At 69.7% G+C, this 17,530-nt stretch carries 13 protein-coding genes; 6 read left to right on the top strand and 7 right to left on the bottom strand.

Features of this window, described 5'->3' with window-relative positions:
- Both IZR01_RS12415 and IZR01_RS12410 read left to right on the top strand, forming a co-directional pair.
- Positions 1–1,575, top strand: a complete 1,575-nt coding sequence (locus IZR01_RS12415; protein ID WP_194923898.1) for a right-handed parallel beta-helix repeat-containing protein — start codon at positions 1–3, stop codon at positions 1,573–1,575.
- Between the two features lie 154 nt (positions 1,576–1,729).
- A complete protein-coding gene (locus IZR01_RS12410; RefSeq protein WP_194923897.1) occupies positions 1,730–2,791 on the top strand; it encodes a WD40 repeat domain-containing protein in 1,062 nt (353 codons plus the stop codon).
- Positions 2,792–2,871: 80 nt separating this feature from the next.
- Here IZR01_RS12410 and IZR01_RS12405 read toward each other — a convergent pair whose 3' ends face one another.
- From IZR01_RS12405 to IZR01_RS12385, 5 genes are all read right to left on the bottom strand, one after another.
- Positions 2,872–3,111 carry a hypothetical protein gene (locus IZR01_RS12405; RefSeq protein ID WP_194923896.1) on the bottom strand — a complete coding sequence of 80 codons (240 nt, stop codon included), beginning with the start codon at positions 3,109–3,111 and terminating at the stop codon, positions 2,872–2,874.
- Positions 3,112–3,202: 91 nt separating this feature from the next.
- Complete coding sequence (locus tag IZR01_RS12400; RefSeq protein WP_323746203.1) at positions 3,203–4,723, bottom strand: SDR family NAD(P)-dependent oxidoreductase; 1,521 nt, start codon at positions 4,721–4,723, stop codon at positions 3,203–3,205.
- Positions 4,724–4,874: 151 nt separating this feature from the next.
- A complete protein-coding gene (locus tag IZR01_RS12395) occupies positions 4,875–8,297 on the bottom strand; it encodes a S8 family serine peptidase (protein ID WP_194923894.1) in 3,423 nt (1,140 codons plus the stop codon).
- A gap of 369 nt (positions 8,298–8,666) precedes the next feature.
- Entirely contained in the window at positions 8,667–9,338 is a 672-nt protein-coding gene (locus IZR01_RS12390; RefSeq protein WP_194923893.1) for a hypothetical protein, read from the bottom strand.
- 89 nt (positions 9,339–9,427) lie between these two features.
- Entirely contained in the window at positions 9,428–11,023 is a 1,596-nt protein-coding gene (locus IZR01_RS12385) for an alpha/beta hydrolase (RefSeq protein WP_228559297.1), read from the bottom strand.
- Positions 11,024–11,113: 90 nt separating this feature from the next.
- Between IZR01_RS12385 and IZR01_RS12380 the strand changes: the two genes are divergently transcribed.
- Together IZR01_RS12380 and IZR01_RS12375 are read left to right on the top strand one after the other, a co-directional pair.
- Positions 11,114–11,530 (top strand): PPOX class F420-dependent oxidoreductase, encoded by a 417-nt coding sequence (locus tag IZR01_RS12380; protein ID WP_194898959.1) that lies wholly within the window; start codon positions 11,114–11,116, stop codon positions 11,528–11,530.
- A 6-nt stretch (positions 11,531–11,536) separates the two neighbouring features.
- Complete coding sequence (locus tag IZR01_RS12375) at positions 11,537–12,307, top strand: YqjF family protein (protein ID WP_194923891.1); 771 nt, start codon at positions 11,537–11,539, stop codon at positions 12,305–12,307.
- 11 nt (positions 12,308–12,318) lie between these two features.
- Here IZR01_RS12375 and IZR01_RS12370 read toward each other — a convergent pair whose 3' ends face one another.
- Together IZR01_RS12370 and IZR01_RS12365 are read right to left on the bottom strand one after the other, a co-directional pair.
- Positions 12,319–13,035 carry a RibD family protein gene (locus IZR01_RS12370; RefSeq protein WP_194898957.1) on the bottom strand — a complete coding sequence of 239 codons (717 nt, stop codon included), beginning with the start codon at positions 13,033–13,035 and terminating at the stop codon, positions 12,319–12,321.
- 50 nt (positions 13,036–13,085) lie between these two features.
- Positions 13,086–13,919, bottom strand: a complete 834-nt coding sequence (locus IZR01_RS12365; RefSeq protein ID WP_194923890.1) for an ATP-grasp domain-containing protein — start codon at positions 13,917–13,919, stop codon at positions 13,086–13,088.
- A gap of 99 nt (positions 13,920–14,018) precedes the next feature.
- Between IZR01_RS12365 and IZR01_RS12360 the strand changes: the two genes are divergently transcribed.
- Both IZR01_RS12360 and IZR01_RS12355 read left to right on the top strand, forming a co-directional pair.
- Positions 14,019–15,923: a hypothetical protein gene (locus IZR01_RS12360; protein ID WP_194923889.1), complete on the top strand. Its 1,905-nt coding sequence runs from the start codon at positions 14,019–14,021 to the stop codon at positions 15,921–15,923.
- A gap of 106 nt (positions 15,924–16,029) precedes the next feature.
- The gene (locus tag IZR01_RS12355) at positions 16,030–17,496 is read left to right on the top strand and encodes an AAA family ATPase (RefSeq protein ID WP_194923888.1); all 1,467 of its coding nucleotides are present in this window, start codon (positions 16,030–16,032) and stop codon (positions 17,494–17,496) included.
- Positions 17,497–17,530: the final 34 nt, after the last annotated feature.

Below are 17,530 nucleotides of genomic sequence, written 5' to 3'. Positions count from 1 at the left end.
ATGGCACACCTCCCTGCCCGCCGTGGCGTCGTCTGGACCGCCGCGGCCGCCAGCTTGGCCCTCGGCACCGCCGCACCCGCCTATGCCCATGACTCCGGGCACGACTCCGGGCACGACTCCGGCCACCGCTCCAGCACCGCCTACTACGTCGACTGCTCCCGCTCCCACGACGGCAACGGCACCGCCGCCCAGCCCTGGAACTCACTGGCCGACGTGAACAAGCCGGTCTTCGCCCCCGGCGCGCACATCCTGTTCGCCCGCGGCTCCACGTGCGTCGGCACGCTCGCGCCGCAGGGCTCGGGGGTCGCGGGCGCGGACATCGTGGTGGACGCGTACGGCTCGGGTGCGCTGCCCCTGCCGCGCATCGACGGGAACGGCGCGCTGGAGACCGTCTCCCTGCACAACCAGCAGTACTTCGAGATCCACCACCTCGACGTGACCAACGCCGCCGACCCGGGCACCAAGCACCGTGGCATCCACGTGGACGCGCAGGACGTCGGCAAGCTGTCGCACATCGTCATCTCCGGGGTGAACGTGCACGACATCCTGGGCGATGACACCAAGGACGCCGACGGCAGCGACGGGATCGACGTCAGCGTGCACGGCACGACCGTCCCGACCTGGTTCGACGACGTACAGATCACCGGTAACACGCTGACTCAGGTGAACCGCGAGGGGATCGTCACGGCCTCCTCCTGGGCCCAGTACAACGGATTCCAGGAGCACCCCTTCACCCACGTCCTGATCCAGGGCAACGACCTGGCCCGCACCGGCGGCGACGGCATCGTGGTCGAGCAGGTCTCCGGCGCCCTGGTCGACCACAACACGCTGGCCGGCTTCAACGTCGCCTCGCAGGGCTACAACGCGGGCATCTGGCCCTGGGACTCCGACCACGTGACGTTCCAGTACAACGACGTCTCCGGCGGCCACGGCCACATGGACTCGATGGCCTACGACATCGACGACTTCACCGACACCATCGTCTACCAGTACAACTACAGCCACGACAACGACGGCGGCTTCGCCCTGATCTGCGGCACCGCCGACGGCTACGTCCGCAACTCGGTGATCCGCTACAACATCAGCCAGGACGACTCCTACCGCGGCGTCGAGAACTGCTCCGGCCCCTCCGGCCCGGTCCAGGTCTACAACAACACGATCTACGTGAAGCCCGGCGCCGGCATGCAGGTGCTGCGGGAGAACAACGACAGCACGGCGCGCGACGTGCAGTTCACGAACAACGTGGTGGTGAACGCGGGCGCGCCGAGCGACGCGACGTTCGGGCTGTCGGCGACGACGAGCTACCAGCTGACGGACAACACGTTCTTCAACACGGCGACGGCGCCGGGCACCGGGACGCTCACCACGAACCCGTTGCTGGCCGCCGGCGGGACGGCGACAGGTATCGGGGCCCACGCGAACGGCTACCGGCTGTGCGCCGGGTCGCCGGCACTGGCCAGCGGGATCGCGGTCGCGGGCAACGGCGGTCGGGACTACTTCGGGAATGCGATTCGGGCTGGCGCTCCGGATCGGGGTGCTTATGCGGGAGCAGGAGTTCACGGCTGCGGCACATGAGCTGAGTGGCTGAGCGACCGAACACAGCGTGCAGCGGCATCCGGAGGGGAGCCGCTGCGCGCTGTTTCCGTCTGTCCTGTGGGGACTCACCGCCGCTGCCGATCCTGGAACCTTCCAGGACCGGTCCTGAGCGCAGGCGCCTAGCCTCTGAACTGTGAAATCGCCGAGGTCCGATCAAGGAGACATCCACCGCCGCACTGTCATCCTCGGCGGTCTGGGTGCAGCGGTCTTGGTCGGCGTTCCCGCAGCGGTCCTCGCATCGGACACCTCCCACGGCACACCCTCGACAAGCCGGAAGAGCCCGGCCGCCGACATCAAAAAGGGAGTGCTCCTCGCCACCCTCGACGGTACCGCCGAGATCCTGTCGGTCGCGTTCAGTCCGGACGGCAAGACCGTGGCGACCACCAGCGACAACGACGACGGCACCGTTCGGCTGTGGGATACGGCCACCGGCCGTCCCGTCAGTACCCTCATCGGCTACACGCCCCGCAGCCTCAACTCGATCGCGTTCGGCCCGGATGGCAAGACCCTGGCCGCAGGCGGCGAAAACGGCGCCGTCCAGTTGTGGGAACTGAGCACCGGCCACAGCGTTGCCACCTTCACCGCCGCGAACCACGGCGCCCTCATCATGTCGGTGGCGTTCAGTCCGGACGGCAAGACTCTAGCTGCCGGTGACAGCGACACCCAGGTCCAGTTTTGGGATGTGGCAACTGGCCACGGCACCGCCACACTCCCCCTGGCCGACGTCTACCCATCACTCCAATCGGTGGCATTCAGCCCGGACGGTAGGACCTTGGCCGTCGGCGGCAGCAGCGGAGTCACGCTATGGAACGTGGCCACCGGGAAGACGGCCGTCACCCTCGCCGGAGACCGCAGTCGGGCGGCCTGCTCGGTGGCATTCAGTCCGGACGGTAGAACCCTGGCTGTGGCCAACGGCGGAGCCTTTCTGTGGGATGTGACCACCGGGCAGTTCATCACCGGCTTGATCGGTGACACCCACCAGGGCGTCGCGTCGGTGGCATTCAGCCCAGATGGCAAGACCCTGGCCGCTGGCAGCGTGTACGACACGGTCACGCTGTGGGACGTGGCCACCAGACAGAACACTCTCACTTCCGTTTTCACTGCCATCGGTCGTCCAATGGTGCTCAGCCCGAACGGTAGGACTGTGGCTGCCTTCAGCACCGACGCGAACAGTGTCCAGCTATGGAGTGTCTGATAGTCGCCTGCTCCGCTGCACCTGCTGTGTGCTGCTCAGCCGCAACACAGCCCCGCCTCTGCCTCGCCCTGTAGCTCAGCTCAGCTCCGCCCCTCCCCGCGGTACAACTCGATCTCCCCATCCAGCTCGATCGCCAGCACCGTCACCACCGGATCGGCCACACTCGGCACGTCGATCGCCAGTACTCCTGGGATCTCGGCGAAGCCCCCGTACCGGCGGTGCGTCAGCTCCTCGCCGGTGGCCAGGGCCGTCACCCGCTTGACCCAGCTTGTCAGGCCCTTGATGGTCACCGGGTCGCGCGGCGGGTCGTAGCAGAACACGTAGAACGTGCGGACTTGCAGGCGTTCAATAAGGCGTGCCGGAGGGCTTTCGGGGCTTCGCCTCGGGCGCTGCGGCTGGGACGGTAGGGACCTACCAACCCGCGTTGGCGTAGTCCTTCAAGAAGCAGCCATACAAATCCTCCCCCTGCTCGCCGCGCACGATCGGGTCATACACCCGAGCCGCGCCGTCGACGAGGTCCAGCGGGGCGTGGAAGCCGATGTCGGCCAGGCGGAGGCGGTCCGGGTGGGGGCGTTCGTCGGTGATCCAGCCGGTGTCGACGCTGTTCATCAGGATGCTGTCGCTCTGGAACATCTCCTTGGCGCTGGTGCGGGTCAGCATGTTGAGAGCGGCCTTGGCCATGTTGGTGTGCGGGTGCCCGGCGCCCTTGTAGCCGCGGCTGAAGACGCCCTCCATGGCCGAGACGTTGACGATGTGCTTTCGCGTGGCCGGGGAGGCCTTCATCGCGTTTCGCAGCCTGCTGATGAGGATGAACGGTGCCGTCGAGTTGCAGAGCTGGACTTCCAGCAGCTCGATCGGGTCCACGTCCTGGACCGTCTGCACCCATGAGTTGGTGTCGGCCAGGTCCGGGACCAGGCCGCCGGCGTCGATGGCGGTGCCGGCCGCGATGCGGTCCGGGGCGGCCGAGCCGGCGGTGAGGGCCAGGGCCACCAGGTCGGTGGCGCCGGCGCTCGTGGCCCCGACCACGCCGCCGGCTCCGACCCCGACGAGGTCGGCCGCGATCGACTCCGATGAGCGGGTCTGCCCCGGCAGGGCGATGAGGCCGGAGCCGGTGAAGCGTCCGAAGGAGACCAGTTCCGGCAGCGGCCCGTCGGGCAGGGGCTGTGCCTCGGCCCGGATCAGCGGCTCGTATGCGGCGGGCGAGCGCCGTACGGTCTGCGCCGCGTTGTTGACCATGATGTCGAGGGGGCCTTCGGCCGCGACGGAGTCGGCGAGCGCCACGACTTGTGCCACGTCCCGCAAGTCGATGCCGACGACCCGCAGGCGGTGCAGCCACTCGTCGCTGTCGGGCATGGCGGCGAAGCGGCGGGCGGCGTCGTTCGGGAAGCGGGTGGTGATGGTCAGGTGCGCACCGTCGCGCAACAGGCGCAAGGCGATGTACATGCCGATCTTGGCGCGGCCGCCGGTGAGCAGCGCACGTTTACCAGTCAGATCGGCGTGGGCGTCCCGGCGCTTCCAGTTCTCGGCGGCGCAGTCGGGGCACAGGTTGTGGTAGAAGGCGTGCACCTCGCGATAGCGCGTCTTGCAGATGTAGCAACCGCGGTCGCGGAGCAACGTTCCGGCCACGATGTTTCCGGACTCGGCGGTCTCCGAGCTCAGGGGCAGGCCCTGGGTCTCGTCGTCGAGGCGGCTCGGCGCGCCGGTGGCGGTCTTGGCGGTCACGGCCCGGTCCGCGGCCTGTGCCCGGGCCTGCCGCTCAGTCCGCCGACGCACCTTGACGCTCTTGTAGACGCCGGCCGTCGCGCGCCGCACCGTCACCGCGTCGGGATGCTCGACCGGCAGCTGCTCCACCTCGGCCAGGATGTCGAGCAGCAGCGCCAGGCGCTCTGGCGCGATGCCGGGTCCCGGAGCCTCATCTGATTCATCAGCCACAGTGGCCCCGTTGGATAGCCTGCCCGCGACATCGCCCTGCTCGATCACCCGCACAAATCTACCTGGCGTGCGGGTCTGCTCCGGCCACCGGAAAACCAGCGGGCGCCCGAACCGCCGAGGTCCGGGCGCCCGCGTCAGTGGTGCGGCAGTGCTACTTCACCGTGTAGCTGTACGGGATCCCCGTCAGCTCGTCGGCGGTGCCGTAAGCCGCGTTGTACGTGTCCACGTACAGCTCGCCGCTCACCTTGCTGCCGCTCTTGCCGGTCGGCGTGAAGGTGACGGTGACCGTGCCGGTCTGGCCGGGCTGGATGGTCACCGGCGCCAGCGCCGGGGCGGTGGGGTCGACGCCGGCCAGCCACAGGTCGCCGGTACCGGCCACGGCCGTGCGGTCGAAGGCCAGCGTGGTGACGCTCTCGGCCTCGGTCGCGCTGCCGGAGACCGCGGCGTTCGTCGGGCCCAGCGGGGTCGGGTCCTGGCCCCAGACACCCTGGGTGAGCCACGGCGAGTCCACGGTGACCGCGGCGGTCAGACCCTTGGAGACGCCGTAGACCTCGGGCTGGCCGGACGGGCCGCTGGTGGAGAAGTCCGCCGGGATCGTCGAGGACTGCGACGCGCGCAGCTCCGTGGTGTGCGTCGGGATCTGGAACGAGGGCTGCGGGCCGGTGGTGGCGAACGGCAGGGCCACCGTGGCACCCAGCGGCTGCTGCGCCGGCAGGTCGTAGTCGGCGCGGCTGTCGAGCCGCGGGTCGGCGAACACCGTCAGCGGGGCCGCGCCGGTGTTCTTGATCGTCACCGTGGCGGTCACCGCCTTGCCCGCCGCCAGCGAGCCCGCGGGCAGGCCCTTGGCGCTGGCGTCCACCGTGTTGTAGTGGAGCTGGCCATTGAAGGCGTCAGCCAGGTCGCCGGACAGGATCGCCGGGTTGTTGTCGTCCAGGAACAGCACCCAGCGGCCGGCGGCCGGGGTGTTGACGTAGCCGGTCAGCGAGGGCAGCAGGCTCTGGTTGCCCTGCGCGTCCACCGCGAGGTTCGTGCTCAGCGACACCACCTGGTGGTCCGGGGACTCCAGGAACGCCGAGACCGCGTGGCTGCCGGTGAACGTCAGGTTCATCGCCAGGTTCTTCTTGCCACGCGGCACGTCGAAGTAGTACGACTCGGTCTGCGACGGCGTGTTCGCCCGGCCGTTGCCGCCGGTCAGCGTGCCGGTGAAGGCACCGCCGTCGTTGTTGGTGGAGATCAGCGTCCGCTTGGTCACCGGCACCGTGGTGCTCTGGTGGAACCCGGTGGTGAACGCCAGCGCCGCCGAGACGTCGCCGGGGTTCTGGCCCAGCGTCTGCTTCACCGTGAACTTCTGCGACTGCCCCGGCTTCAGTACGGCGTTCGCCGGGCTCACCGAGCCGACGTCCTTGTACTTGGTGGCCGCGAAGTCGTAGCTGACGTTGCCCTTGAACCCGGTGGCGTTGGCGTTGGCGTAGAAGTACGCCGTCCACTTCCCGGCCGGCGGGTTCGCCTGGTCGACCTGCGCGTAGTTGGTCGTGCCCTGCGGGCTGTTCCAGTTCTCGTACTCGCCGTTCGGGCCGATCAGCACCAGCCGCAGCAGCGTGCTGGTCCCGGCGCAGGCGCAGGTGGCCGTGCCGGTCAGGTGGTCGGCGCCGGCCGGCACGGTGAACGTGGTGCTGAACCAGTGCCGCTTCAGGCCGGTGGTGCCCAGGGTGTAGCCCTCGTAGAACCAGGGCGAGTTCGGGTCGGTGAAGTCCACGGCCTTGGTGCCGCGCACGTCCCCGACCGTGGTGTCCAGCTCGCGGACGTTCGCCGCCACGGTCTGGGTGTTCGGGCTGGTGTTGGTCAGCGTGACCGTCGCGGACTGCTTCGAGCCGCCGTTGCCGATCAGCGAGACCTGGGTGTCGCCGGCGCCGGTGGTGGCCAGCAGGCCGTCGCCCTGCGCCTTCGGCGAGCCGTCGCCGTCCTTGACCGACATCGCCATCCGGACCGCGCGGTAGGTGTTCAGCTCACCGGCGCCCTGCTGGTCGGCCGGCAGGCCCAGGTCGCTGGCCGAGGAGGTGAGGATCTGCTTCACCAGGGCCGGCGTCGGGCGCACCCCGCCGTGGGTGTTCTCATACGCCTCGATGACCAGCGCGGCGCCGCCGGCGACCAGCGGCGAGGCCATGCTGGTGCCGCCGAAGTCCTCCAGCGAGGCCGGGTTGCCGTTGTAGTCCACACAGGCGCTGAACCGCGCCTCGGGGCTGCACAGCGCCCAGCCGCCCTGGCCCGGCGCGACCAGATCCGGGACCCGGTCCCGGACGTTGGTGCCGGAGGAGGACAGCGCGGCGGTGTTGTTCGAGGCCCAGCTGCTGGCCAGGTTCCGGGCACCGCCGCTGCCGGTCTGCGCCTGGTCCCGGAAGGTGGTCGTGGCGCCGACGCTGATCACGTCCGGGTTCACGGCCGGCTGGCCCTCGGTGTTGGTCACGCCGCCGTCGCCGGTGGAGGTGACGACCGTGACACCGGCGGCCACCGCCGCGTCGTCGGCCAGGCTGGTGACGTCCAGCCCCTCGGTGGGCTGCGCGTTGCTGCCCAGCGACTCGTTGATGACGTCGACGTTGTCCACGTTCACCGCGTAGTCGATGGCCTGCACGATCGTGGAGTCGAAGACCAGGTTGGCCGCGCCGAACACGTTCAGGCCGACCAGCGAGGCGCCGGGGGCGATGCCGCGCACGGTGATGTCGCAGCCGGCCGGCAGGGCGTGGCCGGGCATGACGTACTTGGACAGGTCGTAGCTGTGCAGACCCTGCGCCGCGATCGCGCTGGCGTCGCCGTAGGCCTCGTCACCGCTCTCGTTGCCGTTCGGGTCGGTGCCGGAGAAGTCCTGGTAGTCGCTGAACACCGGGGTGCCGTCGGCCCGGGTGAAGTCCGGGTTGTTGATGTCCAACCCGTCGGCGATCCACGCGACCTTCACGCCCTTGCCGTCGACCAGGTTCTGGGCCTGCGGCTGGCTCTTGTTCAGGAAGGCGGTGTTCGTGGTCTGCAACGCCTCCGGCTCCAGCAGCGGCTTGCCGGGGTCGGTCGGGCAGGTGCCCGGCAGCACCTTGTCCGCCGGGGTCTGGCCGTCGGCGCCGGTCGCCGCGGTACCGCCGGCGGCGTCGGCGATGGCCGCCTTCTGCGCGTCGTTCAGGTTGTCCACGACGCGCTGCTGGTCGCTGACGACCGCCTCGACGTCCGGGTTCTGCCGCAGGTTCGCGGCCTCGGCGTCGGTCATCTTGGCCGAGAAGCCGTTGATCACCGAGTACTTCTTGATGTCCTGGGCGCCGGTCGCCTGGGCGCTGCTGACCAGGGGGGCCTGGTCGGCGGCGGTGGTCGCGAGGCGCTTGGTCTTGGCGGTCTTGACCGACAGTTCGGGGTGCTGGTTCTTCAGGAGCACGATCACGGGGTGCTTCGCGCCGGTGGACAGCGCGGCCAATTGTTGGGCCGCACTGGGCCGGGCGGGCGCCGGACTGGCCAGGGCGGCGGCGGAGGTGCCGACTCCCAGTCCCAGCGCCGTGACCGCGACGACCGCGATGCGGTGCCTGCGGGCAAACTGCATAGTGTGCCTTTCTCCCGGCGCGCGGCCACGCCGCCACGCGCCCCCTTTGAGATAAAACCTCCGGTGATGCCTTACGGGGTCGTGCAACGAGCTGCGGGGAATAGCAATACATCTACGGCATTGCGATGATCGATACTCGTCACAGTAGAGGGTGTCAGGAACCTCAGAAAGACGTAGACGCTTCTACGTTGCGACACGCCTGGACTTGCGCTCACCTCGTGATATGCGGACGGGAATCCGTCTACGCGGTAAGGGGCGGGCAAGGGGTGCGCGGGGAGAAATACCGTCGGGGCGGGGATCCGAGATCCCCACCCCGACGGCGTATTAGCACTTTTATATTAAGCGGCGGTTGGGCCGGAGCTGCGCGGTTTAGAAGAAACCGTCGTCGTTCCCGCCGTCGTTGTTGTAGTCGCCGCCGTCAAAGCCGCCGCCATCGAAGCCGCCGCTGTTGAAATCGCTCTGCTGGTACTGGTCCGGCTGCTGGTACTGGTCCGGCTGCTGGTACTGGTCCGGCTGCTGATACTGCTCCGGCTGCTGATACTGCTCCGGCTGGTATTGCTCCTGCTGCTGGAACTGCTCCTGCTGGAACTGCTCCTGCTGGTACTCGCCGCGCTGGTCGTCCTGACCGCGCTCCTCGAAGCCGCGCTCGTACGCCTGCTCCTCGTGCTTTTTCTCATCGCCCTCGAGCATCTCGCCGAGCAGCATCCCGCCGACCAGGCCGGCCGCCCCCGCACCGATCACCGCGCCGGTGCTGTGGCCCTGCCGCTGCGGCGGCTGCTGATACTGCGGCTGCTGGTACTGCGCCTGCTGCGGGTAGCCCGGCTGTTGGGCTGGGTAGCCCTGCTGCGGATAGCCGGCCTGGGGGTAGCCCTGCTGTGGATACCCCTGCTGTTGGACCGGCTGGTAGTACGGCGGCTGGGTGGTCTGGATGCGCTGCGCACAGTACTGGCAGACCTCGACAGGTCGCGCCACGCCCCACTGTGGCTGCCAACTGACGTTCACTGACGCCTGGCCGTGCGCCGGATCGAAGAAGCAGATCACGGGTGTCCCCCATATCGTTGAACCTTCCGCGATCCTAAACGGGTCACGGCGAAAATGGGTTCCCGCGTGCGATCTCTCTCACGACCGGCTCACGCCGTGCAACGCTCCCCCACCGGCGGCAACGTACCGCTCACCAGGTACGCCTCCATCGCCGACTGCGCGCACTGGTTGCCGCTGCCGAACGCGGCGTGCCCGGTGCCGACCCGGGTCAGCAGCCGCGCGTCGGCGAAGCCGTTGGCCAGGTTCACAGCGTTCTGGTAGGGCGTGGCCGGGTCCGCGGTGGTGCCCACGACCAGGATCGTGTCCGACCCCTGAGCCTTGATCACGTGGGGCTTCTCCTGGGTCTGGAAGGGCCAGTCCGCGCACATCGGCTGCGCCAGGTCCCCGGGGGCCAGATTGGAGTTGAGGATCGACGCCCCGGTTTTGAGCTGGTTGTACGCGCTCTGCACTTCGGCGGCACTGGGCGTCGGGGTGGTGAAGTCGGCGCAGCGCACCGCTATCAAGCCGTTCTGCTCGGTGCTGTAGTGGCCTGACTGGTCCCGGCCGTCGTACTGGTCGGCCCCGGCCAACAGGTCCGAACCGTCGCCGCTCTTCATCGCCTTGGTCAGCGCCTCGCGCAGGTACTTCCACCAGTCCGAGCCGACGTCGCCGTACAGCCCGATGATGACGCCGGTCCAGCCGAGCGTCTGGTCCAGCGGCCGGCTCGGGTCGTCGGTCGGCAGCGGGTGGTCCTGAAGGCCGTCGATGAAATGGCCGAGCTGCTGCGCGGCGGCCGTCGGGGTGCCGGACAGCGGGCACGAGGAGGCGTAGTTGGTGACGCAGTCGCCGGCGAACTTCTCCAGCGACTGCTCGAAGCCGAGCTGCTGCTGGACGTTGGCCTGGAGCTGATCGGCGTTCGGGTCGACGGCCCCGTCCAGCACCATGCGGCCGACGTTGGCCGGGAACTCCTCGGCGTAGACGGAACCGATGTAGGTGCCGTAGGAGATGCCGAGGTAGTTCAGCTTCTTGTCGCCGAGGACCTGGCGCATCAGGTCCATGTCCTGCGCGACGTAGTTGGAGCCGACGTAGGGCAGCAGGTCGCCGGAGTTCTTCTCGCAGGCCGCGGCCAGGTTCTTGCTGTCCTGCTCGGCCTTGGCGGCACGCTGCGTCGGGTCCTTCGGCGGATCCTGCTCGGCGAGCGCGTCCTGGGTCTTGTCGCTCTGACAGACGATCGGGTCGCTGCGGCCCAGACCGCGCGGGTCGAACCCGATGATGTCGTAGTGCGCGTGCAGCGCGCCGTCGAACTCCTGCTTGGACTCCTCGACGAAGTCCACGCCGGAGGCGCCGGGGCCGCCGGGGTTGGTGAGCAGCGAGCCGACCTTGGTCGCCGGGTTCGCGGCCGGCCACTTCACCAGGGCGAGCGCCACGTACTTGCCCGACGGCTTGGTGTAGTCCAAGGGGACGTCGACGGTGCCGCACTGGAAGGCGCTCAGGTCCGCGGTCGGGTCGTCGGACGGCTCGCTGGTGCACTTGCCCCAGGAGATCTGCTGGGCGTCGAAGGCCTGCACCGTGCTGAACTTGCCGCTGGGCAACGCGCCCGCCTTGCCGGCGCTGCCCGAACCGCCCGAACCGCCGGAAGAGCCGCCGCTGCCGCCGACCGAGCCGCTGGAAGTACATCCGGCCACCAGGGTGGCGCCGAGCAGCATCGCCACGACGGATATGGTCCGGCCCCGAGGTGCCCCGAGTGACTTCATGCGCTCATGTGTATCACCTCTTCCTGACCCTAGAATCACGATATGGATGCCTTCTTGGAACTCCTTAAGGAACGTGGCCAAGCCACCCTCGCGACTATCAAGAAGGACGGGCGGCCCCAGCTGTCGGTGATCAACTACGCGTACGACCCCGCCGAGCAGGTGGTCCGCGTCTCGATCACCGACGGCCGGGCCAAGACCCACAATCTGCGCCGCGACCCGCGCGTGTCGCTGATGGTGCAGCCGGACACCTACCAGTACGCGGTGTACGACGGCGAAGCGGAACTGTCCGCGGTCGCGCAGTCACCGGACGACGCGGCGGTCGAGGAGTTGGTGGCGCTGTACCGGGCGGCGTCCGGCAAGGAGCACCCGGACTGGGACGAGTACCGGGCCGCGATGGTCGCCGACAAGCGGTTGGTGCTGCGGATCCGGGTCACGCACGCTTACGGCATGGGGGTCTGAGGCGGGATGGCTGAGGCGGGGGCGGTACCAATAGGCGAGCCCGAACCGGTCACGCCGGATCCGCCCCCGCTGCCCGGCCGGCCGCTGATGACCCAGTCCTGGCTCGACGCGACCTTTCTCCACTGGGCCGTCGATCCGGAAGCCGTGGCCCCGTTGCTGCCGGCCGGCGTGCTGCCCGACCTCATCGACGGCGTCACCTACGTCGGCCTCATCGCCTTCCGCATGCACCGGATCGGCTGGTGGCCGCTGCCCGGGATGCCCTATCTCGGCACGTTCCCCGAGACCAACGTGCGCCTGTACACCGTCGACTCGGCGGGCCGCCGCGGCGTCGTCTTCCGCTCGCTGGAAGCGTCCCGGATGCTGCCGGTCGCCACCGCGCGCTCGGCCTTCCGCCTGCCGTACCGCTGGGCCCGCATGTCCGCTTACAACCACGACGACGTCTACTGGTACGCCTCCCGACGCCGCGAGCCCGGCCTGCCGCCGTCGAAGAGCCTGATCGGCGTGCGGGTCGGTGCCGCCGTCGAGGCACCGACCGCCCTGGACCACTTCCTGACCGCCCGCTGGCGACTGCACTTCACGCTCGGCGGCCGGACGGTGCACATGCCGAACGCGCATCCCCGCTGGCCGCTGTACGAGGCGGAACTGCTGGCGTGCGAGGAGGATCTGGTCGCCGCTGCGGGCTTGCCGGGCGTCGCCGCCCGGCCGCCGGACAGCGTGCTGTTCTCACCGGGCGTTCCGGTCCGGTTCGGACGGCCGCGCGCCGTCAGTCGTGGCTGACAGCGGTGGCGTCAGTCGCCGACCTGGCTGACTTGACCGACCTGGCTGACGTGGCTGATCAGGTAGCGCACAAAGACCAGATCGCCGATCGGCCGGGTCTCCGCCAGCGTCATGCGGTGCCGCGCGTTCTGCGGGAACTCGGCGGCCCGGACGAAGCGCGGGGCCCGGTCGTCGCCGACGAAGAACGGGGCGATCGCCAGGTGGATCTCGTCGGCGAGGTCTTCGGCGAGGAACCGGGTGTGCAGTGAACTGCCGCCCTCGACCATCAGCCGCTCGACGCCGCGTTCCCTCAGATCCGCGAGGATGCCGGGGAAATCGACGAGCGCCCCCGCCGCGACGACCTCGGTATCTTCCACGGCGGCCAGCCGATCGGCCTGCGCCGGCACCGCGGCATCGGCGCAGTAGACCAGCTTGTGGCCGCCGGTCGTGAAGAAGCGTGCCGCGGGGTCCAACGCGCCGGCGCCGGTCACCGTCACCTTGACCGGGTGCTCCGCAAGGCCGCGCCGCACCCGGTCGGCCCGGCGTTCCGGGTCGCGGATCAGGAGCCGCGGGTCGTCGCGCCGGATGGTCTCGGCGCCGACCATGATCGCGTCCGACGCCGCCCGCAGCGCGTCCACCCGGTCGAAGTCCGCGTCGTCGGAGAGCATGAGCCGGTCGGGGGTGGTGTCGTCGAGGTGGCCGTCCAGGGACATGGCGGCGCTGAGGATGACGTGGGGGCGCTCGGGCATGCAGTCATCGTCGCATCGGGGGCGGGGCGGCCGCCGGGTACGACGCGCGGTCAATCAACTCGCTCGGCGGCCGGTCTGACGAACTGTCGATCCCGCTCACCGGCTTCGGCACTCGGCCCCGCGGCGCGAAGCACGACGTCCAGCACCCGCTCGGGATCGGCCGCGTAGTGCCCGGACGCCCACGCCGCGTTCGCCTCGATCACCGCCGGCTCCCCGCCGATCAGCCCGACATCCATCACCACACCACTGGGCAGCGTGTCGACGGCCTCACGCAACACGTCCTTCGCGAAGCCGAGCACCCGCTGCTCCGACTCGTGCCCGTCCAGCGGTTCGATGTCCAGATCCCCGTCGATCGCGTACTGCGCACCGGTGACGATCTCGCCGTCGAGGACGTAGAGCCGGAACTCGACCGTGAACGTCACCGGGTCGCTGGCGAGCACCGGGGTGTCTGCGTCGACGGCGTCGGCCCCGGGCAGCTGTGTGCCATCGAGGTAGACACGGGCCGGGAAACTCTTGTCGTTAGGCGGTTTCAGGAACGCGGGCGTGCGCAGCGTCCACGCCTGGGCCATCGTCAGCATCCTGATCTCCCGGCGCAGCGCCTCGTACGGAAGCCGGGTCAGCCAGTCGTCCGGCGGCTCCAGCAGCGCGATGCCGAGCTCGGCGGCGACCGCGTCGGCGAACAGCGGGCCGGCGTACAAGTGCGCGGGGCCACCGACCAGGAACCCTTCCGGCACGCGCCAGCCGGTCAGGTGCTCGGTGAGCAGTCCCCGACGCTGCGCGACCGAGGCCAGCACGTGCGAGGTGTCGTTGGCGCGTGGGGAGAAGACGAGCGTGCGCGGCAGTTCGACGGACGTGGTGTCGACGGACGTGATGCCGACAGACATGGTGGGCCCCCTGGCGTTTCCGGTGAAGCAGCGAGTCAAACACAAGGGAACGCCTCTCAGGACTCGATCAAGCCGGCCGAGCCGCGATAGAAACGTCACATGCGCCCCACCGGACTCACCGCCAGCGAAAAGCAAGTCCGGACGGACTTCCTGGCCGGCGGCCGCACGTCGTTCGCTGTCGGGGACCCGGCAGTCGATGATCCGGCGGCGGGGGCGACCTGGGGCCCGGAGCGGACGCTGCGTGCCGAGTTAATCAGAAGGCTGATCGACGAGGCCGGCGACCGGCGCGCGCCGCTGCGGGTGGTCGGCGCGCGGGTGGCAGGGCCGCTGGACCTGGAGTACCTGGAGCTGGGCTATTCCCTGAGCTTCGCGAGCTGCTACTTCGAGGACGACCTCGACCTGCACGACACCCGGCTGCGCCGGCTCAACCTGCGCGGCACCCGACTAGCCGGCCTGAACGCCTCGCTGGCGCGCGTCGAGGCCACGATGGTGCTGCACAAGACCCGGATCCAGGGCCGGGTACGACTGGACCACGCCGAGATCGGCGGCGAGCTGCTGATCACCGACGCGGTCCTGAGCAACCCCGGCGAGGTCGCCCTGCGCGCCGAGCGCGTCCGCGTCGGCGGCGACCTGATGCTGTGGGGCACGACGATCGAGGGCGCCGCGGTCCTGCGCGACGCCAAGGCGGTCGGCATCATGAGCCTGGAGCGCGCCACCCTCAGCAACCCCGGCGGCATGGCCCTGGACGCGGCCCGCTTACAGGTCGGCAGCGACCTGATCGGCGACGACCTGCACGCCGAGGGCAAGATCCGCTTCTCCGGCTCGGACATCAAAGGCCTGCTACGCCTGGCGAACGCGAAACTGAACAACCCCGGCGACACCGCACTGGAGGCGTACCAGGCGAAGATCGGAGCCGACGTGCAGTTCTACCGCGGCTTCGAGGCCGACGGGCTGGTCCGCGTCACCGGCGCCCGCATCGAGGGCCACGCACGATTCGACGCCGCGACGCTGCACGGCGACGGCAAGGCCGCGCTGGACGCGCAGTACGCCGAGATAGGCGGCTCGATGCGCTGTCAGGGCATGCGCGCCGCCGGTGAAGTGCGGTTCACGAACGCGCGGGTGGCGAACGATGTGGACTTTCGCGAGGCGGTGGTGACGCTGCCGGGTGGCGGCGCGGGCACGGGCACGGGTTCCGGCGCTGCTGGTATTACGGCTGGTGCTGCTGGCGGCAGCGCTGGCTCTGTACCTGGTTCTGGCTCTATAGCTGGTTCTGGCTCTGGCTCTGGCTCTATAGCTAGTTCTGGTTCTGGTAGTCCTGGTGCCGCCGCCGATCTCCTCCTCCTCGGCAACCTCCGTGCCGGCGAACTCTCCCTCCGCTTCGCCGCCCCGCCCGCCGGCGGCATCCATCTCGCCAACGCCCAAGTCGGCGTCCTCAACGACGACCCCGCCGCCTGGGCCCCGCACTTCTGCCTCGACGGCTTCGTCTACGACCGCATCACCGAGCCCGGCCCGGTCACGGCGCGCATCGCCTGGCTGGCCCGCGAGTCCGGCGGCTACCGTCCCGGCCCTTACGAGCAACTCGCCACCGTCTATCGGCGCCAGGGTCTGGACGGCGAAGCGCGCCGCGTCCTGCTCGCCAAGCAGCGGGCCCGGCGCCGTACCCTCTCGCTGGCGGCTCGTCCGTGGGGCTTCGTGCAGGACGCCACGGTCGGCTACGGCTACCGTCCCGAACGTGCCCTCGGCTGGCTGGCCGCGTTGCTGATCACCGGCTGCGTCGTGTTCGGCGTGCACCATCCGGTACCCCTCGGCCCGGACAAGGCTCCGCCTTTCAATGCCCTGATCTACTCCCTGGACCTGCTGCTGCCGGTCATCAACTTCGGCCAGGGCCACGCCTACACCGCCACCGGCGGCTATCAGTGGCTCGCCTACCTCCTCACCGCCGCGGGCTGGATCCTCGCCACCACCATCGCCGCCGGCGTCGCGCGGGCTGTCAACCGCGCGTAAGCGGTCGACCGCGCGTAGACCGTCAACCGCCCGTCAGCCGTCGACCAGCCGTAAGCCTCCCGCCGCCTCTGGTTCAGCATCCTGATCCACTGGCATGGTGGATCCCATGTCATCACTGCCGATGTCGTCCGGCTCCCAGGTCGCCACAGTCATCGTCGGCAAGCCCGACGCCGATGCCGATCCGGACGCCGCCCCGGGACTCACCGAAGTCCTCACCGCGCACCTCGGTCCTGAGGCCGCGCTCATGCCCGTCACCACGGTGACCTGGGCGCCCTACGAGCACGTCAACGTCCAGGGCGCCGTGGACCGCTGGCTGGCCCGCAACGGCGCGCCGTTCCGCCTGGTCGGCATCGCCGGCTTCCGGCACCGCATGTTCGGTCTGTCAGACCTCTTCCACGCCTCCGGCGCGCAGGGCATGGCGGTCGGCGGCGTGTCGGTGACCGACCAGCCCATCGGCCCCGGCGAGCAGACCCGGACCTGCGTCCAGGCCGGGCTGTATCTCGTGGACGGCGTGGACGGCCCCGACGACGGCGACCGCACCGAGGACCCGCGCCCGCCGCTGGTACTGCTGTTGCGCGGCACCGAACAGCGCGGCCCGCAGCCGGACGTCAGCCTGGAGATCGCCTGCTCCGACCGCGCCCTGGCCCGGAAGGCCGCCGCCGAGATCCGCCGCCTGGCCGTCGAGTTCAGCGTCTATCGCGGCCACGTCATCGAGTTCGGCGCCGAGGTCTTCGGCCCGCACCAGAGCGTCCTGTCCTTCCACGAGCGCCCGGTGATGACCCGCGAGGAGCTGATCCTGCCGCCCGGCATGCTGGAGGGCATCGAGGCGCAGATCCTGGGCGTGAACCGGCACCGGGCCGCACTCCTGGCCCACGGCCAGCACCTCAAGCGCGGCGTCCTGCTCTTCGGCCCGCCCGGAACCGGCAAGACCCACACCGTCAGGTACCTGATGAGCCGGCTCCCCGAGACCACAGTCGTGGTCCTCACCGCCAACGCCCTGCGGCTGATCGGCCAGGCCTGCGAGATCGCCCGCGCCCTCCAGCCGGCACTGGTGGTGGTCGAGGACGTCGACCTGATCGCCCAGGACCGCTCGAACCACATGAACGCCACCCCGCTCCTGTTCCAACTACTCAACGAGATGGACGGCCTCGACGGCGACGCTGACGTCACCTTCCTACTCACCACCAACCGCGTAGACGTCCTGGAACCGGCGCTGGCAATGCGCCCGGGCCGCGTCGACCACGCAGTCGAGGTCCCGCTCCCCGACGCCACCGGCCGCGCCCGCCTCCTGGAACTCTACCGAGGCGGCCTGGACCTGGACCTCAGCACCGCCGACAGCCTGATCGAGCGAACAGCCGGAGTCACAGCCTCCTTCATCAAAGAACTGATACGCCGAGCCACACTGATCTCCCTGGACAAGCAGGACCAACTGGCAACAGGCTCCGCCGAGATCCCAACCACCGCACTCCGAGTCAGCGCCGACCACCTGGACGCGGCCCTAGCCGTCCTGACCGGCTCCCGCCACGCACTGACGCGACGACTCCTGGGCGCCCCCGAAACCATGACGGACTAACAGCAACGGCGCACCACCAACCGCCCACCCGCCC

Origin of the sequence: Catenulispora pinisilvae (assembly GCF_015356865.1) — a bacterium.
Taxonomy (GTDB): Bacteria; Actinomycetota; Actinomycetes; order Streptomycetales; family Catenulisporaceae; genus Catenulispora; species Catenulispora pinisilvae.
Note: the sequence above shows the minus strand (reverse complement) of the source record. Positions and strands in the feature narration are given on the sequence as shown.